At 60.1% G+C, this 23,482-nt stretch carries 21 protein-coding genes; 14 read left to right on the top strand and 7 right to left on the bottom strand.

Features of this window, described 5'->3' with window-relative positions; all coding sequences use genetic code 11:
* The first annotated feature begins 46 nt into the window (after positions 1–46).
* Together AC1RPZ_RS15605 and AC1RPZ_RS15600 are read left to right on the top strand one after the other, a co-directional pair.
* On the top strand, positions 47–526 hold the full coding sequence (locus AC1RPZ_RS15605; RefSeq protein ID WP_007894448.1) for an Lrp/AsnC family transcriptional regulator: 480 nt from the start codon (positions 47–49) through the stop codon (positions 524–526).
* A 217-nt stretch (positions 527–743) separates the two neighbouring features.
* The gene (locus tag AC1RPZ_RS15600) at positions 744–953 is read left to right on the top strand and encodes a DUF2788 domain-containing protein (RefSeq protein ID WP_003185724.1); all 210 of its coding nucleotides are present in this window, start codon (positions 744–746) and stop codon (positions 951–953) included.
* Here AC1RPZ_RS15600 and AC1RPZ_RS15595 read toward each other — a convergent pair.
* The 4 genes from AC1RPZ_RS15595 to AC1RPZ_RS15580 all read right to left on the bottom strand — a co-directional run bounded on the left by AC1RPZ_RS15595 (position 948) and on the right by AC1RPZ_RS15580 (position 7,467).
* Entirely contained in the window at positions 948–1,589 is a 642-nt protein-coding gene (locus AC1RPZ_RS15595; RefSeq protein WP_493137893.1) for a pseudouridine synthase, read from the bottom strand. The genes AC1RPZ_RS15600 and AC1RPZ_RS15595 overlap by 6 nt on opposite strands.
* Positions 1,590–1,659: 70 nt before the next feature.
* Positions 1,660–3,159 carry an AMP nucleosidase gene (gene amn, locus AC1RPZ_RS15590; protein ID WP_493137892.1) on the bottom strand — a complete coding sequence of 500 codons (1,500 nt, stop codon included), beginning with the start codon at positions 3,157–3,159 and terminating at the stop codon, positions 1,660–1,662.
* 199 nt (positions 3,160–3,358) lie between these two features.
* Positions 3,359–5,008: an acyl-CoA dehydrogenase family protein gene (locus tag AC1RPZ_RS15585; RefSeq protein ID WP_493137891.1), complete on the bottom strand. Its 1,650-nt coding sequence runs from the start codon at positions 5,006–5,008 to the stop codon at positions 3,359–3,361.
* A gap of 74 nt (positions 5,009–5,082) precedes the next feature.
* Entirely contained in the window at positions 5,083–7,467 is a 2,385-nt protein-coding gene (locus tag AC1RPZ_RS15580) for a 7TM diverse intracellular signaling domain-containing protein (RefSeq protein ID WP_493137890.1), read from the bottom strand.
* A gap of 360 nt (positions 7,468–7,827) precedes the next feature.
* Here AC1RPZ_RS15580 and AC1RPZ_RS15575 point away from each other — a divergent pair, with 360 nt between their 5' ends.
* The 4 genes from AC1RPZ_RS15575 to AC1RPZ_RS15560 all read left to right on the top strand — a co-directional run bounded on the left by AC1RPZ_RS15575 (position 7,828) and on the right by AC1RPZ_RS15560 (position 11,351).
* Positions 7,828–8,625 carry a hydroxymethylpyrimidine/phosphomethylpyrimidine kinase gene (locus AC1RPZ_RS15575; protein WP_493137889.1) on the top strand — a complete coding sequence of 266 codons (798 nt, stop codon included), beginning with the start codon at positions 7,828–7,830 and terminating at the stop codon, positions 8,623–8,625.
* Positions 8,626–8,643: 18 nt separating this feature from the next.
* A complete protein-coding gene (gene thiE, locus AC1RPZ_RS15570) occupies positions 8,644–9,267 on the top strand; it encodes a thiamine phosphate synthase (protein WP_493137888.1) in 624 nt (207 codons plus the stop codon).
* A gap of 19 nt (positions 9,268–9,286) precedes the next feature.
* Positions 9,287–10,570, top strand: a complete 1,284-nt coding sequence (gene hemL / locus AC1RPZ_RS15565) for a glutamate-1-semialdehyde 2,1-aminomutase (protein WP_493137887.1) — start codon at positions 9,287–9,289, stop codon at positions 10,568–10,570.
* Positions 10,571–10,796: 226 nt separating this feature from the next.
* Positions 10,797–11,351, top strand: coding sequence for a tetratricopeptide repeat protein (locus tag AC1RPZ_RS15560; protein ID WP_493137886.1), 555 nt, complete (start codon positions 10,797–10,799; stop codon positions 11,349–11,351).
* Positions 11,352–11,491: 140 nt separating this feature from the next.
* On the opposite strand, the gene AC1RPZ_RS15555 is transcribed toward AC1RPZ_RS15560, so the two are convergent.
* Positions 11,492–11,821 (bottom strand): DUF1820 family protein, encoded by a 330-nt coding sequence (locus AC1RPZ_RS15555; RefSeq protein WP_008052403.1) that lies wholly within the window; start codon positions 11,819–11,821, stop codon positions 11,492–11,494.
* 134 nt (positions 11,822–11,955) lie between these two features.
* Between AC1RPZ_RS15555 and miaB the strand changes: the two genes are divergently transcribed.
* From miaB to lnt, 5 genes are all read left to right on the top strand, one after another.
* Positions 11,956–13,284 (top strand): tRNA (N6-isopentenyl adenosine(37)-C2)-methylthiotransferase MiaB, encoded by a 1,329-nt coding sequence (miaB, locus tag AC1RPZ_RS15550; protein ID WP_493137885.1) that lies wholly within the window; start codon positions 11,956–11,958, stop codon positions 13,282–13,284.
* Between the two features lie 226 nt (positions 13,285–13,510).
* Positions 13,511–14,530, top strand: a complete 1,020-nt coding sequence (locus AC1RPZ_RS15545; RefSeq protein ID WP_493137884.1) for a PhoH family protein — start codon at positions 13,511–13,513, stop codon at positions 14,528–14,530.
* Positions 14,523–15,017 (top strand): rRNA maturation RNase YbeY, encoded by a 495-nt coding sequence (ybeY, locus tag AC1RPZ_RS15540; protein ID WP_493137883.1) that lies wholly within the window; start codon positions 14,523–14,525, stop codon positions 15,015–15,017. Before AC1RPZ_RS15545 ends, ybeY begins: the two co-directional genes overlap by 8 nt.
* Before the next feature lie 5 nt (positions 15,018–15,022).
* Positions 15,023–15,862: a CorC family transporter gene (locus tag AC1RPZ_RS15535; RefSeq protein ID WP_019691823.1), complete on the top strand. Its 840-nt coding sequence runs from the start codon at positions 15,023–15,025 to the stop codon at positions 15,860–15,862.
* 14 nt (positions 15,863–15,876) lie between these two features.
* Positions 15,877–17,400 (top strand): apolipoprotein N-acyltransferase, encoded by a 1,524-nt coding sequence (gene lnt, locus AC1RPZ_RS15530; protein ID WP_493137882.1) that lies wholly within the window; start codon positions 15,877–15,879, stop codon positions 17,398–17,400.
* A gap of 94 nt (positions 17,401–17,494) precedes the next feature.
* Here the strand turns inward: lnt and AC1RPZ_RS15525 are convergent, their stop codons facing one another.
* Both AC1RPZ_RS15525 and AC1RPZ_RS15520 read right to left on the bottom strand, forming a co-directional pair.
* On the bottom strand, positions 17,495–18,256 hold the full coding sequence (locus AC1RPZ_RS15525) for a YdcF family protein (RefSeq protein WP_493137881.1): 762 nt from the start codon (positions 18,254–18,256) through the stop codon (positions 17,495–17,497).
* Between the two features lie 136 nt (positions 18,257–18,392).
* Complete coding sequence (locus AC1RPZ_RS15520) at positions 18,393–18,716, bottom strand: hypothetical protein (RefSeq protein WP_493137880.1); 324 nt, start codon at positions 18,714–18,716, stop codon at positions 18,393–18,395.
* Positions 18,717–18,974: 258 nt separating this feature from the next.
* Between AC1RPZ_RS15520 and leuS the strand changes: the two genes are divergently transcribed.
* The 3 genes from leuS to holA all read left to right on the top strand — a co-directional run bounded on the left by leuS (position 18,975) and on the right by holA (position 23,353).
* Positions 18,975–21,581 carry a leucine--tRNA ligase gene (gene leuS, locus AC1RPZ_RS15515; protein WP_493137879.1) on the top strand — a complete coding sequence of 869 codons (2,607 nt, stop codon included), beginning with the start codon at positions 18,975–18,977 and terminating at the stop codon, positions 21,579–21,581.
* Between the two features lie 89 nt (positions 21,582–21,670).
* A complete protein-coding gene (locus tag AC1RPZ_RS15510; protein WP_493137878.1) occupies positions 21,671–22,276 on the top strand; it encodes an LPS-assembly lipoprotein LptE in 606 nt (201 codons plus the stop codon).
* A 39-nt stretch (positions 22,277–22,315) separates the two neighbouring features.
* Positions 22,316–23,353 (top strand): DNA polymerase III subunit delta, encoded by a 1,038-nt coding sequence (holA, locus tag AC1RPZ_RS15505; protein ID WP_493137877.1) that lies wholly within the window; start codon positions 22,316–22,318, stop codon positions 23,351–23,353.
* The last annotated feature ends 129 nt before the right edge of the window (positions 23,354–23,482 follow it).

The raw sequence follows: 23,482 nt of genomic DNA, 5'->3' as shown, positions 1-23,482 counted from the left end.
CACGGATAGATAATCTGTCGCAATAGTTAAGACAAAGGCCTGATTCATGAGCAAACTCGACCGATACGACTTGAGCATTTTGGCGGAATTGCAGCGCGACGCGCGCATCTCCAATCAAGAACTGGCCGAACGCATCGGCCTGTCGCCATCGCCTTGTTCGCGGCGGGTCAAGCAGCTTGAAGACGACGGCTACATCACCCGCCAGGTGGCCCTGCTCGACCGCAAGATGCTCGGTCTGAGCCTGACCGCCTACGTGTTGATCGGCATGGACCGGCACACGCCCGAGCGTTTCGAAAACTTCGAAGCCGCCATCCGCACCTTGCCGCAAGTGCTCGAATGCAGCCTGGTGACCGGGATGGACGCCGACTATCAGCTCAAGGTGGTGGTGCCGGACATGGACCATTACCAGAAACTGCTGCTCGGCCACCTGACCCGCATCGAAGGCGTGACCAGCGTTCGCTCAAGCTTCGTACTGAATCAGGTATTGAACAGCACCGAGTTGCCGTTGACCCACCTGCGCAGCTGATTACGCCATCGCGAGCAGGCTCGCTCCCACATTGGATCTTCAGTGAACACATTATTTGTGAGCATCCGAGATCAACTGTGGGAGCGAGCCTGCTCGCGATGGGGCCGGCACAGGCGACGAATCACCGCGGCAGACCGACGCACGTCAATGCGCCGCCAATATCCATTGGCGTATACTTCCCCAGCCTTTTTTGCCCCGCCCGCGCTGGAGATAGTCGATGGATCCTGCAGTATTTGAAGAGTGGATGATGACCGGTCTGGTGAGCATCCTGATCATTTTCATGGGTTTCATCGTCTGGGATCTGGCGAAAAAATCCAAGGCCGGACGCTTTGGCTCGTTCATCCTGTTCTTTGTGCTGGGTCTGGGTGTGGCCGCGTTCGTCATCAAAAGCGTGGTGATCGGCCTGATCGAATCCGGCGCTCTATAGACGCGCCGGCACTTCTTTCCATTGGCCCTGAGCGAGGCCTTCGATCGTCCAGTCGCCGATTCGCACCCGCACCAGACGCAGAGTCGGCAAGCCTACCGCAGCGGTCATACGCCGCACCTGACGGTTGCGCCCTTCACGAATCACCAATTCCAGCCAACTGGTCGGCACGCTTTTGCGAAAACGCACCGGCGGGTTACGCGGCCATAGCTCAGGTTCTTCCAACTGCCGCGCCTGCGCCGGCAAGGTCATGCCGTCATTCAACTCGACACCCTCGCGCAAACGCTGCAATTGCTCGGCGCTTGGCTCGCCTTCCACTTGCACCCAATAGGTTTTGGCCAACTTGTGTTTCGGATCAGCGATGCGCGCCTGAAGCTGGCCGTCGTTGGTCAGCAGCAGCAAGCCTTCGCTGTCACGATCCAGCCGTCCTGCCGGGTAGATTCCGGGAATCTCGATAAAGTCCTTGAGCGTCGCCCGCCCTTCACCGTCGCTGAACTGCGTCAGCACATCGAAGGGTTTGTTGAACAGAATCAGTTTTGGCTCGGCGGGCGGCGCTTTGGCAACACGTCGCGGAGCTGAAGAGGATTGCGCGGGCGCAACACCAGGGCGGCGGGAAGCGGGACGAGGAGGACGCGGCATGGCAAAAACAACATCTAACGGTCAGGGCCGACAATGCTAGTGGCCTGACCGTTAAATAACCACCCTCCGATCAGCGGAACGGCGGTTCGTCGAAGCTGCGCAGTTTGCGCGAGTGCAACGAATTGAGCTCGGTGCGCAACAGATCCACTGCCGCAATACCGATCTTCAAGTGCTGACTGACCGCACGCTCATAGAAGGCGTTGGCCGAACCCGGCAGCTTGATTTCGCTGTGCAACGGCTTGTCCGAAACACACAGCAAGGTGCCGTACGGCACGCGCAAACGGTAGCCTTGCGCGGCGACCGTGCCGCTTTCCATGTCCACGGCAACCGCACGAGACAAGTTGATCAACGGTCGCTCCTGAGCCCAGCGCAGCTCCCAGTTACGGTCGTCGTAGGTCAGCACGGTGCCGGTGCGCAGGCGCTTTTTCAGGTCATCGCCCTTTTCGCCGGTGACGTTGGCTGCCGCTTGCTGCAAGGCCATCTGCACTTCGGCCAGGGCCGGAATCGGAATATTCGGCGGCACCACCCGGTCGAGAATCCCGTCGCGGCGCATGTAAGCGTGAGCCAGCACGTAGTCGCCGATGGTCTGCGACTGTCGCAGACCGCCGCAGTGACCGATCATCAGCCAGCAATGCGGACGCAACACGGCCAAGTGGTCAGTGATGTTCTTCGCGTTGGACGGGCCGACACCGATATTTACCAGGGTTACGCCATGGCCGTCAGACGCCTGCAGGTGATAGGCCGGCATCTGATAACGGTGCCAGACCACGCCTGCGGCAATGGCCGACGCTTCGCCGTGATCCATGCTCTTTTCAATGATCACGTTGCCCGGCAAGACCATACGCACGAAACGCGGATCGTTGCGCAGTTGCTCCAGGCCATGAGTGATGAACTGGTCGACATAACGGTGGTAGTTGGTCAGCAGGATCCACGGCTGCACATGGCGCCAGTCGCTACCGGTGTAGTGCACCAGACGGCGCAGGGAGAAATCCACTCGTGCGGCGTCGAACAACGCCAACGGCAGCGGATCGGTGTTTTCCCAATCGTACAAACCATCGGCAATGCCATCGGTGGCAGCCGACAAATCGGTACTCGGGAATACCCGCGCCAGCACCGCAGCGGTGACGCCGGAGCCGGCCAGCTCGTCGCCCTGCTCGACCACGTACGGGTACGGAATATTCTGCTCACTGACGCCCACTTCCACCGTCACGGTGAAGTCGTGCATCAGCGGCACCAGTTGCTCCAGCAAATACTTACGGAAAGCCGCCGGATGGGTGACGGTGACGCTGTAGGTCCCCGGCAACTGAACCTTGGCATAAGCGCGGGTGGTTTGCGGGACTTCGCCTTGGCAAAGGTAGGTCAGGCGTAATTCTGGATAACGAAACATCGCACGTTGTTCAGCGTCGGGCTCGACGCGGTCTTTCAGATAACGCTTGAGCGCCTGACTCAACGCCGTGGTGGCCCGCTCGTGCAGAGCGGCAAGCCGATCCACGGCTTGTTCGGCGGTTTGAACGACAATAAAGGCTTCGGTCACGATCAGCTTCCTGTGTTCTGACATGCAGACCTTCATCTTGCCTGCATCGCTGCTTCACGGGAACACCAGAGTGCTGGGAGACCACAATCGGCGATGCACTGAGGTCCAGTGTGGGAGCGAGCTTGCTCGCGATGACTGAGCAACACCCAACATTGATATCGACTGTCACGCCGCTATCGCGAGCAAGCTCGCTCCCACATTTGATCAGTGTCGATCACAAAAGTGTGATCCGCCCTTACCCCCCCTGAGGAGTCGACCGGGCAACAATCGCTTCCACATCCAGACCACGCGGCAACGTGCCATAGACCCGACCGGCCGTCCCCAACCGGCTGGCGATGAACGCATCGCTGACGGCGGCGTTGCCGGCTTCGAGCAACAACCTCGCTTGCAGGCCCAAGGCGATGTCTTCAGTCAGTTGTCGGGCGCGATACTGAATGTCATCGGTGTCCTTGAACGCCGCCTGCAACTGGCGGATGTGCGCGGCCAGACGCTTGTCGCCATGCCCGTCGCCCAGTTCGCTGAACAACACATCCAGCACACCCGGCTCTTTCGACAGCGCTCGCAGCACGTCAAGGCACTGTACGTTGCCGGAACCTTCCCACGTCGAGTTCACCGGTGCCTCACGGTACAAGCGCGGCAGGATGCTGTCTTCGACATAACCTGCGCCGCCCATGCATTCGGCGGCTTCGTTGATCATTGCGGGTGCACGTTTGCAGATCCAGTATTTGCCCACCGCCGTCACCAGTCGGGCGAATTTGGCTTCCTGGGAATCATCAAGGTGATCCAGCGCCCGGCCCATGCGCAGGCTCAAGGCCAACGCGGCTTCGCTTTCGAGCGCCAGATCCGCGAGCACGTTTTGCATCAACGGTTGCTCGCTGAGCAATTTGCCGCCGACCTTGCGGTGAGCGCAGTGATGGCTGGCCTGGGTCAATGCCTGACGCATAAGGGCGCTGGAGCCGACCATGCAATCGAAACGGGTCATGGCCACCATCTCGATGATGGTCGGTACGCCGCGCCCTTCTTCGCCGATCATCCAGGCCAACGCACCGCGAAATTCGACTTCGCTGGAGGCATTGGAGCAATTGCCGAGTTTGTTTTTCAGTCGCTGAATGTAGAACTGGTTGCGCGTGTCATCCGGGCGATGGCGTGGCAACAGGAAACAGGTCAGGCCCTTGTCGGTTTGCGCCAGGGTCAGGAAGGCGTCGCACATCGGCGCCGAGCAGAACCATTTGTGCCCCACTAGCTCATACGCCTGGCCCGGCCCCGCAGCGCCGACCGGATAAGCCTTGGTGGTGTTGGCCCGAACGTCGGTGCCACCCTGCTTTTCGGTCATCGCCATGCCGATGGTGACACCCGCCTTGTGGGCCATGCCGACATTGCGCGGGTCATAGTCGGTGGCGAGGATTTTCGGCAGCCACTGCTTGGCGATGTCCGGTTGCAGGCGCAAGGCCGGGACGCTGGCGAAGGTCATGGTCAGCGGGCAGCCACTGCCGGCTTCGGCCTGGCTGTGCAGGTAGCTCATGGCCGCACGGGCAACGTGGGCGCCGGACTGCGGATCGGTCCAGGGCAAGGAGGTCAAGCCGTGCTCGATCGCCGTGCGCATCAGTTCATGGTAGGCCGGGTGAAACTCCACCAGATCGATGCGGTGGCCGTAGCGATCATGGCTGGCGAACACCGGCTTGTTCTGATTGGCCAGGAACCCGGCGTCCATCAACGGACCACCGGCCAAAGCGCCATACGCGTCGATCCGCGCGTCAGCCCAACCCGCCCCGAAACGCCGCGCCCACTCTTGCAACGGCAGGTCGATGCGATAGAGATTGGCCCCGTCCAGCGATGGCGGCTGATTGGTGACTTCGTGGGTTTCGGCGAACTGATGCAGGTTCATGGCGGGGCCTCCTTGGGTCAGCTGAGACCTTCAGTTAAGCACCGCCTCCCCAGGGAACAAAGTGGCATATCCGCCTAAATATCGGCGCTTTCACCTTGTTTATGACACAACACACGACGATAAAGCGCCGCTTGCAACTCTTCGAATTTCACCGGTTTGCCGAGGTAGTCGATCAATCCCCGCTCAAGATCCAATCCCTGTGCCGAGACCACCGCAGCCAGCACCGGCAACTCGGCATAACCCGGCAGTGCGCGGATATGGCTGTCGACCGACAGTCCGTCGAGCAGCGGCAACGGGCAGTCGATCAGCACCGCATCGAACGGTTCGCGACGCAGAAACTCCAGCGCCGCCTGACCGCTGTCGGCGCTGCGAACCCGATAGCCGAGCTTGAGCAACATGCCACGCACCACCAACTGATTGATGCTGTTGTCGTCGACCAGCAACACCGTGCAGTCCTGTGGTGCGCGTAAACGGACGCTACCGTGAACCTGGCGCGATTGAGCAGCGACCGGTTGCACATTCACCACGTCGAATTCGACATCGAGCTGAAAACGACTGCCGCGATCGGGTTCGGAGCGATGGGTCAAACGCCCGCCAAGCAGTTCAACCAATTGCCGACAAATTGCCAACCCGACACCCAACCCGCCGTATTCGCGAGTCATCGAGCCGTCGAGCTGGAAGAAGCGTTGATACAGCGTGGCCTCACCCAAATCGGTGAAACCGATGCCGGTGTCGATCACTGCGAAAGACAGCGCCAAACGTCCCGCTTCGGCAAATTTGCCACTGACCCGCAAGGCCAGCCCGCCAACCCGGGTGAACTTGATCGCGTTATCCAGCAAGCACTCCAGACATTGCGCCAGCTTGGCGCTGTCACCGTACAGACGGTCAGGTAGCCCAGGGGCCAGATCAACCTTGAAGTCCAGCGCCTTGCTCGCGGCTTTGGCGGCGAACTGCTGCTGCAAGGTTTCGACCACCGAACGCAAGCTGAACGCTTCGGAGTACACCTTGAGTCGGCCGGCCTGCAGTTCGGTCAGGGTCAGAATGCCGTTAACCATGCGCATCATGTCCCGCGCCGAACCGGCGGCGGTCTGTTGATACTGCTCAAGCTCCGGGTCGAGTTCGACGGTCTGCATCAACTCCAGCGAACCGATCACGCCATTCATCGGCGTACGCAGTTCGTGGGTCAGCGTCGCGAGGAACTCATCCTTGAGCTGGTTACTGCGGGCCAGTTGCTGGTTCAACACTTCGAGTTTTTGCCCGGAGTCGAACAACGTCTGCGCCTGCTGCTCGCGCATGGCATTGATCCGGTCGGCCAGGGCCAGCGACAGCAACGCGACCTCAATCGCCGAGCCGATCTGGCTGGCGTACATGGTCAGGAACACGTTAGGCAGGTAGCCGAGCACCATCAGTGTATTGACGACACCGCCCAACAAAAAAGCCGTCCAGGCAATGATGAAGTAGCGCGCCACCCGCAGGCCGCGCCACCAGGCGAAGATCCCGGCGGCGAAAATCACCACGATGAAGACCAGCGCCAATGCCGTCGCCAGGCGCAAAGCCAGTGCATAGCTGGTCATCAACGACAGGCCGACCACCCCCGCGCTGCAAGCAATCAGCGCCAGCAGCAAGCGGTCGAGCCAGCGCGTGTGGCTGGCGGTTTGCAGGAAGCTGCGGGCGAACTGGCTACCAAACAGCGCCGCCAAACCGATGAAGAACGGTGTCGCGGCGTTGGCCCACCACGGACTGTTCGGCCAGAAGTACTCGTCCGCGGCACCATTGACCGACAACTGATAGAGACCGAACGAGGCGATATAAACGATGTAATAGAGGTAACTGGTGTCACGCACGCTCAGGTAGATGAACAGGTTGTAGACCAGCATCCCAAGCAGTACGCCGTAAATCAGACCGAGCACGTAGAGACGCAATGGCTGGTCTTCCAGATAGGCGGTGCTTGACCAAAGGGTCAGTGGCGCCTGGATCGAGCCCTCGCTTTGCAGGCGCAAGTACAGCGTTTCGCGCTGATCGGGGACGAAGTCCAGTTTGAACAGGTAGTTGTTTTGCCGGACCTGGCGACTGGCGAAAGGCAAGGTATCGCCGGTACGACTGACCAATCGATAATCGCCGGTGCTGTCCGGCAGATAAAGGTCGATATGGTCCATCGGCGGATAAGCCAACTCCAGCAGCCAGGTGCGCTGGGCGTTGGAGTTGTTCGGGCGGTAGTGCAGATCGACTTTCAACCAGAACGCCGAATGCGAGTAACCGGCGTTCAACGTATCCTTGTCGTGGGTCTTGAAGTTGCCGGCCGCGGCTTGCGCGCGCACATCGGCGATGGATGCAGTGCCGGCGACATCTTCGTACACCTGCATGGCTCGCCCCAAGGGGAGGCTTTGGGTGAGCTCATCAAAATCGGCTGCGGCCGCCAACATGGGCAAGCTCAACAGCAACATCAGCAAATAGCGCATAAAGCCCCAGCGTGGCCAGTCCGGTTGTGTCAGGAAGCCCCCCATTCCTTTTGAGTAGACGTAAAACCGGCATTACCTGTTATTGGTTTGGATCCACTCTAGCATAGCCGTTGGTGGCCATTGAACACCATTGAAAAATTTAGTCTAAAGGCTCTAGAACGGGCCTTTCAGAGCTGCCCATTGAGTTAGAGCGATTCGTTCGCCACGTAAAGATCGCAGCCTTCGGCAGCTCCTACGGGTCGGCGAATATTTGCGGCTTGCGTAGGAGCTGGCGAAGCCTGCGATCTTTTGATCTTCCAACAGACAGCACTAACGAGCACGCACACCGAAAAAAGATGTTTGGTGGTAAGCTCGCGCACCATGAATATCTACAGCTCTCGCCCCGTTGTCCTCTGTCTCTCCGGCCACGACCCAAGTGGTGGCGCCGGCCTGCAGGCAGATATCGAAGCCCTGCTCGCTCAGGGTTGTCATGCCGCCCCGGCGGTTACCGCGCTGACCGTGCAAGACACAGTCAACGTCAGCGACTTCCGCGTTCTCGACCGTGAGTGGGTGCTGGCACAAGCCAATGCCGTACTCAACGACTCGACGGTCGCGGCGGTCAAGCTGGGTATGCTCGGCTCGCTGGAAATGGTCGACACCGTAGTCGAACTGCTTCAGGCGCATCCGCATTTGCCGGTGGTCTGTGACCCGGTGCTGCGCGCCGGCGGTGGCGGACGACTGGGCAAGGACGAAGTCGGCTACGCCATGCGCGAGCGCCTGCTGCCACTGGCGATCATCGCCACCCCCAACCTCCCTGAAGCGCGCATCCTCGCCGAACTGCCCGAAGGCACGGCCGATGAATGCGCAGAAAAACTCCTGCCTTACGTCAAACACCTGCTGATCACCGGCGGTCATGGCGACGAACACGAAGTCCATAATCGCCTGTACAGCCGCGACGGCCGCCGCCAGACCTACACTTGCCAGCGTCTGCCCGGCAGTTATCACGGTTCGGGTTGCACCTTGGCCAGCGCTCTGGCCGGACGTCTGGCCCAGGGCGAACACCTCGCCAGCGCGGTGCAGTCGGCGCTCAATTACACTTGGCGCACCCTGCGAGACGCCGAACAGCTTGGCAAAGGCCAGTTCGTGCCGCGCCGTCTGCCGCTGGACTTTTGCTCGTAACGCCATGAGGTCTGTCCGATGAAATTACGTGGCCTGTACGCCATTACCGACAGCCAGCTGCTGGCCGGCAAGTTCCTGCCTTACGTGGAGGCCGCGCTGGATGGCGGCGTCACGCTGCTGCAGTACCGCGACAAAAGCAGCAACGAGGCCCGCCGCCTGCGCGAGGCCGAGGCCCTGCGCAATATGTGCGAACGCTACAAGACCCAACTGATCATCAATGATGACGCTGAACTGGCCGCGCGCCTGGGCGTCGGCGTACACCTGGGGCAGACCGATGGCCCGCTGACCCCGGCCCGCGCGCTGCTGGGTCGCCAGGCGATCATCGGTTCGACCTGCCATGCGCAACTCGAACTCGCCGAACAAGCGGCAAAAGAAGGCGCCAGCTACGTCGCCTTCGGCCGCTTCTTCAACTCCAACACCAAGCCCGGCGCGCCGACGTGCAGCCTCGAACTGCTCGTCCAGGCCCGCAGCAAACTGCACCTGCCCATCTGCGCGATCGGCGGCATCACCCTGGACAATGCCGCCCCGCTGGTGGCCCACGGGGTCGATCTGCTGGCCGTGGTCCACGGGCTGTTTGGTGCCGAAAATACTCAAGAAGTGACGCGCCGTGCTCGCGCCTTCAATGACCTGTTCAATATCTGACTTCTTAAAGAGCCCGATCATGTCTCGTTCCGAAACCCTGTTTGCCAATGCCCAGAAACACATTCCCGGCGGTGTGAACTCGCCTGTTCGTGCCTTCAAGAGCGTCGGCGGCACGCCGTTGTTCTTCAAGCACGCCGAAGGCGCCTATGTGACGGACGAAGACGACAAGCGTTATGTCGACTACGTCGGTTCCTGGGGTCCGATGATTCTCGGCCACAGCCACCCGGACGTGCTGGACGCGGTGCGCAAGCAGCTTGAACACGGTCTGTCCTACGGCGCCCCGACTGCGATGGAAACCGAGATGGCCGACCTGGTCTGCTCGATCGTGCCATCGATGGAAATGGTCCGCATGGTCAGCTCCGGCACCGAAGCCACCATGAGCGCCATTCGTCTGGCCCGTGGTTTCACCGGCCGCGACAGCATCATCAAGTTCGAAGGTTGCTACCACGGTCACTCCGACAGCCTGCTGGTGAAAGCCGGCTCCGGCCTGCTGACCCAAGGCGTGCCGAGCTCCGCCGGGGTTCCTGCCGCCTTCGCCAAACACACGCTGACGCTGCCATTCAACGACATCGACGCCGTTGAAAAAATGCTCGCCGAAGTTGGCCAGGAAGTGGCATGCATCATCGTCGAGCCAGTGGCAGGCAACATGAACTGCGTGCCACCGGCGCCAGGTTTCCTCGAAGGCCTGCGCACCCTGTGTGACCAACACGGCGTGGTGCTGATTTTCGACGAAGTGATGACCGGTTTCCGTGTCGCCCTCGGTGGCGCCCAGGCGTACTACGGCGTGACCCCGGACCTTAGCACCTTCGGCAAGATCATCGGTGGCGGCATGCCCGTCGGCTGCTTCGGCGGCAAACGCGAAATCATGTCGCACATCGCACCGCTGGGCCCGGTCTACCAGGCGGGCACGCTGTCGGGTAACCCGCTGGCCATGGCCGCCGGCCTGGCCACCCTGCGCCTGATCAGCCGCCCAGGCTTCCACGCCGAACTAAGCGAGTACACCAGTCGTCTGCTCGATGGCCTGCAACAGCGCGCCGACGCCGCCGGTATCCCGTTCGTGACCACCCAGGCTGGCGGCATGTTTGGCCTGTACTTCAGCGGCGCCGACGACATCGTGACCTTCGATGACGTGATGGCCAGTGATGCCAACCTGTTCAAGCGCTTCTTCCACCTGATGCTCGAAGGTGGCGTCTATCTGGCACCGAGTGCGTTCGAAGCCGGCTTCACCTCGATCGCTCACGGCGAAGCCGAGCTGAAACTGACGTTGGACGCCGCTGAACGCGCGTTCGCTGCACTGAAGTAAGCAGCGATGGACGCTGACGTCGACGATTGTCGACGTCAGCTTTATCCTACATTCCTACCTTATTTCTTACGCGACACCGGTAAATCCCCTAAAAGCGGCAGATATAATCCCCGCGCGGCAGAAAAACGAGTAAAGACTTTGTAAGGTGGGTCCTGCTTATTTCATAATGCGCGCTTATTGGATCCCTCGACGGGTCCGCGCGCCCCTCAGAGGTAATTCGATTCCCATGAACCGCACCGGCCGCGCCCTTGCATTGGGCTGCCTGTTGCTCCTTCAGCCCCTGCTCGCGCATGCACAAGCAGGCGGCAACTCGTTGTTGATCCCAGCGATGGGTCGTTGCACCCTCAATACCCAGCCTGAAGACCTGAAGGAAGCGCTCGCTACCTGTCAGAAAGCGTCAGACGCCGGGGATGCGGAAGCGCAATACGAGTTGGGCGAGTTCTACTACGAGGGCAAAAACGCGCCGCGCGACCTCAAGCAAGCCCTCAGCTACTTCGAAAAAGCCTCGCTGCAAGGCCACGCTCAGGCGCAATTCAAACTTGGCACCATGTTCTTCCACGGCGAAGGCGTACCGGCCAATAACGTTCAGGCGTACATTGTGCTGAAAATGGCCGCGGTCAACGGCGCGGAAGACGCGCTGGACACCGCCGATGAAGTCGCCGAGCACATGCAACGCGATGAACTGGAAGTCGCCACCCAGGTGCTGGGGCAAATTTTCCGTAAATACCTGATGGAACTGCAAAGCGCGGACGGGCGTACGCCGTTCTCGCCATTACCCTAAGTTCTGCACTGACCTGACTGGCCCCATCGCGAGCAAGCTCGCTCCCACACTGGATCTTCTGTGGACACATTATTTGTGAACACCTGAGATCAACTGTGGGAGCGAGCTTGCTCGCGATTGGGGCGACTCGATCTTGAGGCTTACTTCTCAGGCATCGGCATCGGAAACGGCATGACATTGCCGACCGCACCACGGGCTTCGCTGATTTTCGGGGTGCCCATACGCTCGACTTCGTCGATGCGTACAATCGAATGCATCGGCACAAAGCTGCGCACCACGCCTTCGAACTGAGCCTTGAGCTTCTCTTCGCTCGGATCGACGACCACTTGCGTGCGCTCGCCAAAGACGAACTCTTCCACTTCCAGGAAGCCCCACAGATCACTTTGATAGATCTGCTTGGCGTACATTTCGAACACCTGGCCCTGGTTGAGGAAAATCACCTTGTAGATTGGAGCTTCACGTTTGGTCATGGTGGGCGGGTAACACATCGAGGGATAAAAATGAGGGCGCGAACTATAGCATAGCCGCTGGACGCACGACGGTAGGAACCTGGGGACTTGTTCCCTATAATGCGCGGTTCTTTGAATCAGTGATGACCCCCTCCATGGCCAAGAAGCTTTATATCGAAACCCACGGTTGCCAGATGAACGAGTACGACAGCTCGCGCATGGTCGATCTGCTGGGCGAACATCAGGCCCTGGAAGTGACGGCGCGCGCCGAAGACGCGGATGTCATCCTGCTCAACACCTGCTCGATTCGCGAACGCGCCCAGGACCGGGTGTATTCCCAGCTTGGCCGCTGGCGCGAACTGAAGCTCGCCAACCCGGACATGGTCATCGCCGTCGGCGGTTGCGTGGCCAGTCAGGAAGGCGCAGCAATCCGTGACCGCGCGCCCTATGTCGACGTGGTCTTCGGCCCGCAGACCCTGCACCGCCTGCCGGAAATGATCGACGCCGCGCGCCTCACCAAGTTGCCGCAAGTCGACGTCTCGTTCCCGGAAATCGAAAAATTCGACCACCTGCCCGAACCGCGCATCGACGGCCCAAGCGCCTACGTTTCGGTGATGGAAGGTTGCAGCAAGTACTGCACGTTCTGCGTGGTGCCGTATACCCGAGGTGAAGAAGTCAGCCGGCCGTTCGACGACGTGATCGCCGAGATCATTCACCTGGCCGAGAACGGCGTGCGTGAAGTCACCCTGCTGGGGCAGAACGTCAACGGCTACCGCGGCCTGACCCAAGATGGGCGCCTGGCCGATCTGGCCGAGTTGATCCGCGTGGTTGCCGCGGTCGACGGCATCGACCGCATTCGCTATACCACGTCGCACCCGCTGGAGTTTTCCGACAGCCTGATCCAGGCCCACGCCGAAGTGCCGGAGCTGGTCAAACACCTGCACTTGCCGGTGCAGTCGGGCTCTGACCGGATTCTTGCAGCGATGAAGCGCAACCACACCACGCTCGAGTACAAGTCGAAACTGCGCAAGCTGCGGGCCGCCGTGCCGGGTATCTGCATCAGCTCGGATTTCATCGTCGGCTTCCCCGGCGAGACCGAAAAAGACTTCGAACAAACCATGAAGCTGATTGAAGACGTCGGCTTCGACTTCTCCTACTCGTTCGTCTACAGCCAGCGCCCGGGCACCCCGGCCGCCGACCTGGCCGACGAAACGCCGGAAGAGCTGAAAAAAGAGCGCCTGAACGCCCTGCAACATCGCCTCAACCAGCAAGGTTTCGAGATCAGCCGACAAATGGTCGGTTCGACCCAGCGGATCCTGGTGACCGATTACTCGAAAAAAGACCCCGGCGAACTGCAAGGTCGGACCGAGAATAATCGAATCGTCAACTTCCGCTGCGACAATCCAACCTTGATCGGCCAGTTCGCGGACGTGCACATTGACGCAGCACAGCCGCACTCGCTGCGTGGTTCGCTGATTCTGTAACACCTACGCAGAGCGACGAGAACCTGTGGGAGCGAGCTTGCTCGCGATTGCGATCCGGCATTCAACATATACGTGGCCTGGCACGCCCCCATCGCGAGCAAGCTCGCTCCCACAGAGACCGCATCAGGCGCACGAAAAAGATAGGCCTGTTTAAGAGCTTTCGCACCCAGGCCTCTGGCGTTATCCTTGATTTATCTTCATTGCCCCAGGGCGGCTAAAAACAACCTTGAACGCACCCATAGAACCACATCGTTTCATCCTCGAGCCCTTTGAGGCTCACCGCTTCGCCAATCTGTGCGGGCAATTCGACGAGCATTTGCGCTTGATCGAACAGCGCCTGGCGATCGTGATCCGCAATCGCGGCAATCAGTTTGAATTGATCGGCGAACTCAAGCACACCACCTCCGCGGAAAACCTTCTGCGCCGCCTCTACCGCGAAACCAAGGGTAGCGAGCTGTCGCCAGACATGGTTCACCTGTTCCTGCAGGAATCGGCCGTGGAAGAAATGGACAACCCTTCGCACGCCGAAGCCTCCATTGCCCTGCGCACCAAAAAAGGCATGATTCGCCCTCGCGGCTTGAATCAGTTGCGCTACGTGAAGGAAATCCTGGCCAACGACATCAACTTCGGCATCGGCCCGGCCGGTACCGGCAAGACCTATCTGGCCGTTGCCTGCGCAGTCGATGCGCTGGAGCGTGAGCAGATCCGCCGCATCCTGCTGGTACGCCCAGCGGTCGAGGCTGGCGAGAAACTCGGCTTCCTGCCCGGCGACCTGGCACAAAAAATCGACCCGTACCTGCGCCCGCTGTATGACGCGCTGTACGAAATGCTCGGCTTTGAACACGTCGCCAAGCTGATCGAACGTCAAGTGATCGAAGTCGCGCCGCTGGCCTACATGCGTGGCCGCACGCTGAACAACAGCTTCATCATCCTCGACGAAAGCCAGAACACCACCGTCGAGCAGATGAAGATGTTCCTGACGCGGATTGGTTTCGGTTCGACGGCAGTCATCACCGGTGACATCACCCAGATCGACCTGCCGAAGGGCACCAAGTCCGGGCTGATTCATGTGATCGACGTGCTCAAGGAAGTACCGGGCATCAGCTTTACCCACTTCAAGCCCAAAGACGTCGTGCGCCACCCGCTGGTGCAACGCATTGTCGAAGCCTACGAGCGCTTCGAAAATCGCCTGATCGACGAACCTGCGACGCTTTCCGCCGAAAAGGGCAACCGACACGATGCTTGAGCTTGATCTGCAGATGGCGACCGAAGCGCCTGTTCCCTGTGACGCCGAATTCCGCCAATGGTGCGAACTGGCCCTGCGCCAGCGCACTGCCGACTCCGAATTGACCATTCGCCTGGTCGACGAAGAAGAAGGCCGCGAGCTGAACTACACCTGGCGTCAGAAGGATTACGCGACCAACGTGTTGTCGTTCCCTGCCGATGTGCCCGATGAATTGCTGGACATCCCTTTACTGGGCGATCTGGTGATTTGCGTGGCCGTGGTCGAGCGCGAGGCTGCCGAGCAAGGCAAGGAATTGAAGGCCCATTGGGCGCATCTGGTCATTCACGGCTGCTTGCATCTGCTTGGTTACGACCATATAGATGACGACGAAGCCGAAGAAATGGAAGCACTGGAACGAACGTTGCTTGCAGAATTGGGTCATCCTGACCCTTATGCGGACGACGAAACCGAAACATCCCCTATCGTTACAACAAAGGATTCAGAGTAATCGCTATGAGCGAAGATCGATCGAGCAACGGGCAAAAGTCCTGGCTGGGTAAACTCACCCAGGCTTTTGCCCACGAGCCGAAAAACCGTCAGGAGCTGCTGGAGCTGCTGCGCGATGCCCATCAGAACAAGTTGCTGGACAGCGAAGCGCTGGCCATCGTCGAGGGCGCCATCCAGGTCGCCGACCTGCAAGTACGCGACATCATGGTCCCGCGCTCGCAGATGGTCAGCATCAAGGCGACCCAGACACCCCGCGAGTTCCTCCCGGCCGTGGTTGAGTCCGCGCACTCGCGCTATCCGGTGATCGGCGAGAGCCACGACGACGTCATGGGCGTGTTGCTGGCCAAGGACTTGCTGCCGCTGATCCTCAAGGAGAACGGCGACAGCTTCAACATCAAGGATCTGCTGCGTCCGGCCACCTTCGTGCCCGAGTCCAAGCGTCTGAACGTGTTGCTGCGCGAGTTCCGCGCCAACCATAACCACATGGCCATCGTCATCGACGAATACGGTGGCGTGGCGGGTCTGGTGACCATCGAAGACGTGCTGGAGCAAATCGTCGGCGACATCGAAGACGAGCACGACGTTGAAGAAGACAGCTACATCAAGCCACTGCCAAGCGGCGACTTCCTGATCAAGGCCCTGACGCCGATCGAAAACTTCAACGAGTTCTTCGACAGCGAGTTCTCCGACGATGAGTTCGACACCGTCGGCGGCCTGGTGATGAGCGCATTCGGGCACTTGCCAAAACGCAACGAAATCACTGAAATCGGCGCCTATCGCTTTCGCATCCTGAACGCCGACAGCCGTCGCATTCACTTGCTGCGCCTGACACCTATCGCCCGGTAACACTAAGGATTGAAATGCGCTGGATAACCCGCCCCGGCTGGCCCGGTAACCTGCTGGCCGTGGCGGCCGGTGCACTCACCACCCTGGCGCTGGCGCCGTTCGATATCTGGCCGCTGGCGTTGCTGGCGGTCGGTTTTTTCTATGCCGGTTTACGTGAACTGACACCTCGTCAGGCGCTGGGTCGTGGCTGGTGCTTCGGTTTCGGCCTGTTCGGCGCCGGCACCAGTTGGATCTACTACAGCATTCACAACTTTGGCGGAGCCTCGGTGCTGCTGGCCGGAATGCTGATGCTGGCGTTCACCGCTGCGATTGCCTGGTTCTTCGCCCTACCCGCCTGGCTCTGGGCGCGCTGGTTGCGCCGCAACGAAGCGCCATTGGCCGATGCCCTGGCTTTTGCCGCATTGTGGCTGGCACAGGAAGCCTTCCGCGGCTGGTTCCTCACCGGCTTCCCATGGCTCTATTCCGGTTACAGCCAGCTCGACGGCCCGCTCGCCGGATTGGCGCCATTGGGCGGCATGTGGCTGATCTCCTTCAGCCTCGCCCTGACCGCTGCGCTTGTGTACAACCTGCCACGCCTGATCAAGTCTGGACGCAAAGGTTTTATCGTCGCAGGCTTGCTGTTGCTGGCCGCGCCGTGGGTTATCGGCCTGTCGCTCAAGGGCCACGCCTGGACCAGCCCTTCGGGCAACCCGCTGAGCGTCGCGGCTATTCAGGGCAACATCGAACAAAGCATGAAGTGGGACCCCGCGCAGCTCAATGCGCAGCTGGCGCTGTACCGCGACATGAGCTTCAGCTCCAAGCGTGTCGACCTGCTGATCTGGCCGGAAACCGCAGTCCCGGTGCTCAAGGAGTCTGCCGAAGGCTACCTGAACATGATGGGCAACTTCGCCGCCGACCGTCATTCGGCACTGATTACCGGGGTGCCTATTCGTGAGGAAGTCCACCATGAGAAACGCTTTTTCAATGGCATCACCGTGGTCGGCGAAGGCGATGGCACCTACCTCAAGCAAAAGCTGGTGCCGTTTGGCGAGTACGTGCCACTGCAAGATCTGCTGCGGGGACTGATCGCGTTCTTCGACCTGCCGATGTCGGACTTCGCTCGCGGCTCGTCCGATCAAACGCTGCTGCAAGCCAAGGGTTACCAGATTGCTCCCTTCATCTGCTATGAAGTGGTCTACCCGGAATTTGCCGCCAGCCTTTCGGCACGCAGTGATTTGCTGCTGACCATCAGCAACGACACCTGGTTCGGCACCTCCATCGGTCCACTGCAACACCTGCAGATGGCACAGATGCGTGCGCTGGAGGCCGGTCGCTGGATGATTCGTGCGACCAACAACGGCGTCACCGGGTTGATCGACCCATTCGGCAAGATCACCGTGCAGATCCCGCAATTCGAACGCGGCATTCTCTACGGCGAAGTGGTGCCGATGCACAACCTGACGCCTTACCTGCAATGGCGCTCGTGGCCGCTGCTCATCCTTTGTGTGCTGCTGTTTGGCTGGGCATTGCTGGCAAGCCGGATCGCCAAGACGGTTTAAGCGCCGCCTGTTAAAAGATCGCAGCCTGCGGCAGCTCCTACAGGGTAATTGCAATCCGCCGTAGGAGCTGCCGCAGGCTGCGATCTTTTGATCTTCAACGATAAAAAATCAAGTACCCGACCTGCCCCGCCGCCTCATTCAGCAACTGCCCCGATCGCCAGATCGCGTTGAACTCCGGCATCCAGCCACCTAGCGGCCGAGCGTTATCCACACCCAAAAAACCCATCGGTGCCGGCACCACGGTCAAACCCGCCCGCTCGAAACTCCAGACGCTGCGTGGCATATGCCAGGCATGCGTCACCACCACGACCCGCTTCAACCCCAAAGGCTCGAGCGCGTCGGCGGTGAATTGAGCATTTTCCCACGTGGTGCGGCTGCGCCCTTCCTGCCAACGAACCGTGACACCAAAATCATCCTGTAACGAATCGGCCATCAACTTCGCTTCGGTTGGCGGTGTGCCGTAATGCAAACCACCACTGGTCAACACCGGTAAACCCGAAGCCTTGGCCAACCGTGCCGCATAACGCTCACGCTCCAGCGCCAAGCCGGTCGGCTGATCGGAACCCCAGGCAAGGTCACCGCGCTCGCGTCCCGCCCCCAACACCACGATCACATCCGCACGTTCGGCCAGCGTTGCCCATTCGCTGCGGGCCAGCGCTGGTTCACGCTCAAGAGCCTTGGCACTCCACTGTACGACGACCGGCAAACTCATCAACCAGAACCCACCGACACTCAGGGCAAAACATAGCCCTGCAAGGCGTGGTCTTGAGCGGCGCAGCCACCAGGCGAGCGCAAGCAACAGCAAAAGAATGCCGGGCGGCAGAAGAAGTTGTTTAACGAAATAACGAAAGGGCATCGGGCATCTCCAGAGATGCCCGAAGCCTAAGTGGGTTGAAGCAAAGCGACAACTAAGATGGGAGGCCTTTTACTCAAAAAGCCATCATGAGTGACTTCATGCGCCCGCACGGGGCAACAAACACTTGCCTGATCACTTACTTGACCAGCAGGGACCGGACCTTTACCGCGTCTCTGCCAGATAGCTTGTCTTTCAACCAGATAATTTTGGCCGAACGGGGGGCGTCCTTGTGCTTCACTGCTTCTGATGACGAGCATCCTTGCGCCTCACGTTCACTACGGTCCAGGTAAGCCTTGATCAGTTCGAACTCTGCGCGGCTCAACCCGCGAAGTTCCAGCTCCGCCGGACGCTCATCGCGCAACCGGTCCGCTGTGTTTGCAGCATCCAGGGCTAGCCCAAGGCGCTCTATCAGCTTTTCATACAACTCGGGTTTAGTTACTTTTCGTTGTGACTCAACCATCCCTCACCTCATTGAAGATAAGACTCACTCCCCATCTAGAGCTTAGCTTCGCTGAGCAAACCGTTCTGGTGCCGCGACCAACGGCCCTGCGTGCGCAATCAGGGTTTCCCTCGGTAGAGCGCGGTCATGTATGCTACGGCGCTTCCTGTAACTCCACTTCCAGCTCGGCTGGGCATCGAAACGCCACTTTTGGCGTCGTCAGCGTCCAGCGTTGCATTGAAGAGGATTAGGCCACCCCTATTCAGTTCAAAAGTAGCCATGCACGAACTCTACCAGCCCCGTGAAATAGAAGCCGCCGCCCAGTCGTTCTGGGACGAGCAAAAGTCCTTTGAAGTCAGCGAACAGCCAGGCAAGGAGACGTTCTACTGCCTGTCGATGTTCCCTTACCCCAGCGGCAAGCTACACATGGGGCACGTGCGCAACTACACCATCGGCGACGTGATCTCCCGCTATCAGCGCATGCAAGGCAAAAACGTCCTGCAACCCATGGGTTGGGACGCCTTCGGCATGCCGGCGGAAAACGCCGCGATGAAGAACAACGTCGCGCCGGCCAAGTGGACCTACGAAAACATCGCCTACATGAAAACCCAGCTGCGCAGCCTGGGTCTGGCGGTCGACTGGTCGCGCGAAGTCACCACCTGCAAGCCTGATTACTACCGCTGGGAACAATGGCTGTTCACTCGCCTGTTCGAAAAAGGCGTGATCTACCGTAAAAACGGCACCGTGAACTGGGACCCTATCGACCAGACCGTTCTGGCCAATGAACAGGTGATCGACGGTCGCGGCTGGCGCTCCGGCGCGCTGATCGAAAAACGCGAAATTCCGATGTACTACTTCAAGATCACCGCCTACGCGGATGAATTGCTGGAGAGTCTCGACGACCTGCCGGGCTGGCCCGAGCAAGTCAAAACCATGCAGCGCAACTGGATTGGCAAATCCCGCGGCATGGAAGTGCAGTTCCCGTACAACGTCGACTCGATCGGCGAAGCGGGCACACTGAAAGTCTTCACCACCCGTCCGGACACCCTGATGGGCGCAACCTACGTTGCCGTCGCAGCCGAGCACCATTTGGCGACCCTGGCGGCGCAAAACAACCCTGAGCTGCAAGCGTTCATCGCTGAGTGCAAAGGCGGCAGCGTGGCCGAAGCCGACGTTGCCACCCAGGAGAAAAAAGGTCTGCAGACCTCGCTGTTCGTCGAGCACCCGCTGACTGGCGAAAAACTGCCGGTGTGGGTCGCCAACTATGTGCTGATGCACTACGGCGATGGCGCGGTCATGGCTGTCCCGGCGCACGATGAACGTGATTTCGAATTCGCCACCAAGTACGGCCTGCCGATCAAGTCCGTGGTGCGCACCAGCGCCGGCGACGAGAACCCGGCTCCGTGGCAAGACGCCTACGGCGAATACGGCACGCTGATCAATTCCGGTGAATTCGACGGTCTGGACTTCGCGGGCGCGTTTGACGCCATGGAAGTTGCCCTGATCAAGAAAAACCTCGGTGCCTCGCGCACCCAGTTCCGCCTGCGCGACTGGGGTATCAGCCGTCAGCGTTACTGGGGCTGCCCGATCCCGATCATCCACTGCGACACCTGCGGTGACGTGCCGGTGCCGGAAGATCAACTGCCTGTCGTGCTGCCGGAAGACGTCGTTCCCGATGGCGCCGGCTCGCCATTGGCGCGCATGCCCGAGTTCTACGAATGCAGCTGCCCGAAATGCGGCCGGCCTGCGAAACGTGAAACCGATACCATGGACACCTTCGTCGAGTCGTCCTGGTACTACGCCCGTTATGCCTCGCCGCACTATGAAGGCGGCCTGGTGGAAAAATCGGCGGCCGACCATTGGTTGCCAGTGGATCAATACATCGGCGGTATCGAACACGCGATTCTTCACCTGCTCTATGCGCGCTTCTTCCACAAGCTGATGCGCGACGAAGGCCTGGTGAGCTCCAACGAGCCGTTCAAGAACCTGCTGACCCAGGGCATGGTGATCGCCGAGACTTATTATCGTCGCGAAGCCAACGGTGCTTACACCTGGTTCAACCCGGCGGACGTGGTACTCGAGCGCGACAGCAAGGCCAAGGTCATTAGCGCCAAGTTGATCGCAGACGGCTTGCCGGTGGAAATCGGCGGGACCGAGAAGATGGCCAAGTCGAAGAACAACGGCGTCGATCCACAGTCGATGATCGATCAGTTCGGCGCAGACACCTGCCGCCTGTTCATGATGTTCGCCTCGCCACCTGACATGAGCGCGGAATGGTCCGACTCCGGAGTAGAAGGTTCGCACCGCTTCCTCAAGCGCGTCTGGCGTCTCGCTCAAGCGCACGTCACCCAGGGCCTTCCGGGCAAACTGGACGTCGCCACCTTGAACGACGAGCAGAAAGTCATTCGCCGCTCGATCCACCAGGCTATCAAACAGGCCAGCCACGACGTGGGCCAGAACCACAAATTCAACACCGCCATCGCCCAGGTGATGACGCTGATGAACGTGCTGGAAAAAGCCCCGCAAGGCACCGATCAGGATCGCGCGCTGATTCACGAAGGCCTGGAAACCGTTACCCTGCTGCTGGCGCCTATCACGCCGCACATCAGCCACGAACTGTGGCATCGACTGGGTCACGCCGATCCAGTGATCGATGCCGGCTGGCCGGTTCTGGACGACAGCGCTCTGGTTCAAGACAGCCTGCAACTGGTGATTCAGGTCAACGGCAAGCTGCGCGGCCAGATCGAAATGCCGGCCAGTGCCAGCCGCGAAGAAGTTGAAGCCGCCGCACGGGCCAATGAAAACGTGCTGCGCTTTGTCGACGGCCTGACTATTCGTAAAGTGATCGTAGTGCCCGGAAAACTGGTCAATATCGTCGCTAGCTAATTGGATCAGGCGCAAGGTCCATACCTGGCGCCGAACAGAACCTTTCGGGCCGCACGGTCGGCCCACATGGTTTCAAGGGGAGCAACAAGATGATCAAACGCAATTTGCTGGTGATGGGGCTCGCGGTTCTGTTGAGCGCCTGCGGCTTCCAGCTGCGCGGTACCGGCACCGCCGAACTGGCGATCAAGGAACTCGACCTTAGCGCGCGCAACTCATATGGCGAAACCGTGACGTTGATGCGCCAGGTGCTTGAAAGCAGCGGTGTCAAAGTCTATGCCGGCGCACCTTACAAGCTGGTACTCACCGACGAACAGGAAAGCCAGCGCAGCCTCAGCTACTCCGGCGGCGGCCATTCGGCCGAGTATGAGCTGACCAACGTGCTGAACTATCAAATCGTGGGCCGCAACAAACTGTCCCTGCTCGACGACAAACTGCAAGTGCAGAAGGTCTTCATGCACGACGGCAACAACATCACTGGCTCCGACCAGGAAGCCGCCGAAGTGCGCAAGGACATGCGTCGCGACCTCGTGCAACGCATGATGCTGCGCCTGCAACAGCTGTCCCCGGCTCAGCTTGATCAGTTGCAACAGACTGCCGATGCCCGTGCCAAAGCAGAAGCCGACGCGCTGGAAGCAGCACGCAAGGCTGAAGCGAACACTCCGCGTCAGTCACCTCTGCAATTGCCGACCGAGTAAGCCGTACGGGGCGCTCCAGCGCCCCGTTCGCCCCGCCTTATGAAACTAGCCCCCGCCCAGCTCGGCAAACACCTGCAAGGCGCCCTTGCGCCCGTCTACATCATCAGTGGCGATGACCCGCTGTTGTGTCAGGAAGCCGCCGACGCCATCCGCTCTGCTGCCCGCCAGCAAGGTTTTGACGAACGTCAGGTGTTCAGCGCAGACGCCAGTTTCGACTGGGGTACGCTGCTGCAAGCCGGCGCCAGCATGTCGTTGTTCGCCGAAAAGCGTCTGCTGGAATTACGCTTGCCGTCCGGCAAACCGGGCGACAAGGGCGCAGCCGCGCTGATGGAGTATTGCTCGCGTCCGGCTGAAGACACCTTGCTGCTGATCAGCCTGCCAAAGCTTGACGGCAGCGCGCAGAAAACCAAATGGGGCAAGGCGCTGGTCGAAGGCCCTCAGACCCAGTTTGTGCAAATCTGGCCGGTGGATGCCAACCAGCTACCGCAGTGGATCCGTCAGCGCTTGTCCCAGGCCGGGCTTGCCGCCAGCCAGGACGCCGTCGAACTGATCGCAGCAAGAGTGGAAGGCAACCTGCTGGCAGCCGCCCAGGAAATCGAAAAGCTCAAGCTGATGGCCGAAGGTGGCCAGATAACGGTCGAAACCGTACAAGCGGCGGTCGCCGACAGTGCGCGCTTCGATGTTTTCGGGCTGACCGATGCCATTCTTAACGGCGAAGCCGCCCACGCCTTGCGCATGCTCGAAGGCTTGCGCGGCGAAGGCGTCGAACCACCCGTCATTCTTTGGGCGCTGGCCCGGGAGCTTCGGCTGCTGGCCAACCTGTCGCTGCAATACAGCCAGGGCGTACCGCTGGACAAGGCCTTCAGCCAGGCCCGACCGCCCATCTGGGACAAGCGAAAACCCCTGATGGGCAAAGCCCTGCAACGCCATTCGGCGCAGCGCTGGGCGCAACTGCTGCTCGATGCCCAGCGAATCGACGCACAAATCAAAGGTCAGGCCGCAGGTTCGCCGTGGATGAGCCTGAGCCGCTTGTCGCTGTTGATGGCTGGTCAGCGCCTGGCCTTGCCAGCGGAATAAAAGATCGCAGCCTACATGGATCGCATACCTCTGTAGGAGCTGCCGAAGGCTGCGATCTTTTGATCTTGATTCTTGGCGGCCTGATATCCACCACAATTAAAAGCAAAGTCAAAAGATCGCAGCCTTCGG

This window comes from Pseudomonas sp. GW822-FHT02D10 (assembly GCF_058802345.1).
The sequence above is the reverse complement of the archived record's forward strand: the minus strand, read 5'-3'. Positions and strand labels throughout refer to the sequence as shown.

Bases quoted from the DNA above. Each gene is read 5' to 3' on its own strand.
- AC1RPZ_RS15525 (WP_493137881.1), bottom strand. From the start codon at position 18,256: ATGCCCTTTCGTTATTTCGTTAAACAACTTCTTCTGCCGCCCGGCATT.
- thiE (WP_493137888.1), top strand. From the start codon at position 8,644: ATGAAATTACGTGGCCTGTACGCCATTACCGACAGCCAGCTGCTGGCC.
- AC1RPZ_RS15535 (WP_019691823.1), top strand. From the start codon at position 15,023: ATGAGCGAAGATCGATCGAGCAACGGGCAAAAGTCCTGGCTGGGTAAA.
- ybeY (WP_493137883.1), top strand. From the start codon at position 14,523: ATGCTTGAGCTTGATCTGCAGATGGCGACCGAAGCGCCTGTTCCCTGT.
- AC1RPZ_RS15510 (WP_493137878.1), top strand. From the start codon at position 21,671: ATGATCAAACGCAATTTGCTGGTGATGGGGCTCGCGGTTCTGTTGAGC.
- AC1RPZ_RS15520 (WP_493137880.1), bottom strand. From the start codon at position 18,716: ATGGTTGAGTCACAACGAAAAGTAACTAAACCCGAGTTGTATGAAAAG.
- leuS (WP_493137879.1), top strand. From the start codon at position 18,975: ATGCACGAACTCTACCAGCCCCGTGAAATAGAAGCCGCCGCCCAGTCG.
- AC1RPZ_RS15580 (WP_493137890.1), bottom strand. From the start codon at position 7,467: ATGCGCTATTTGCTGATGTTGCTGTTGAGCTTGCCCATGTTGGCGGCC.
- amn (WP_493137892.1), bottom strand. From the start codon at position 3,159: ATGAAGGTCTGCATGTCAGAACACAGGAAGCTGATCGTGACCGAAGCC.
- AC1RPZ_RS15595 (WP_493137893.1), bottom strand. From the start codon at position 1,589: ATGCCGCGTCCTCCTCGTCCCGCTTCCCGCCGCCCTGGTGTTGCGCCC.
- AC1RPZ_RS15585 (WP_493137891.1), bottom strand. From the start codon at position 5,008: ATGAACCTGCATCAGTTCGCCGAAACCCACGAAGTCACCAATCAGCCG.
- holA (WP_493137877.1), top strand. From the start codon at position 22,316: ATGAAACTAGCCCCCGCCCAGCTCGGCAAACACCTGCAAGGCGCCCTT.
- AC1RPZ_RS15600 (WP_003185724.1), top strand. From the start codon at position 744: ATGGATCCTGCAGTATTTGAAGAGTGGATGATGACCGGTCTGGTGAGC.
- AC1RPZ_RS15575 (WP_493137889.1), top strand. From the start codon at position 7,828: ATGAATATCTACAGCTCTCGCCCCGTTGTCCTCTGTCTCTCCGGCCAC.
- lnt (WP_493137882.1), top strand. From the start codon at position 15,877: ATGCGCTGGATAACCCGCCCCGGCTGGCCCGGTAACCTGCTGGCCGTG.
- AC1RPZ_RS15555 (WP_008052403.1), bottom strand. From the start codon at position 11,821: ATGACCAAACGTGAAGCTCCAATCTACAAGGTGATTTTCCTCAACCAG.
- AC1RPZ_RS15605 (WP_007894448.1), top strand. From the start codon at position 47: ATGAGCAAACTCGACCGATACGACTTGAGCATTTTGGCGGAATTGCAG.
- hemL (WP_493137887.1), top strand. From the start codon at position 9,287: ATGTCTCGTTCCGAAACCCTGTTTGCCAATGCCCAGAAACACATTCCC.
- AC1RPZ_RS15560 (WP_493137886.1), top strand. From the start codon at position 10,797: ATGAACCGCACCGGCCGCGCCCTTGCATTGGGCTGCCTGTTGCTCCTT.
- miaB (WP_493137885.1), top strand. From the start codon at position 11,956: ATGGCCAAGAAGCTTTATATCGAAACCCACGGTTGCCAGATGAACGAG.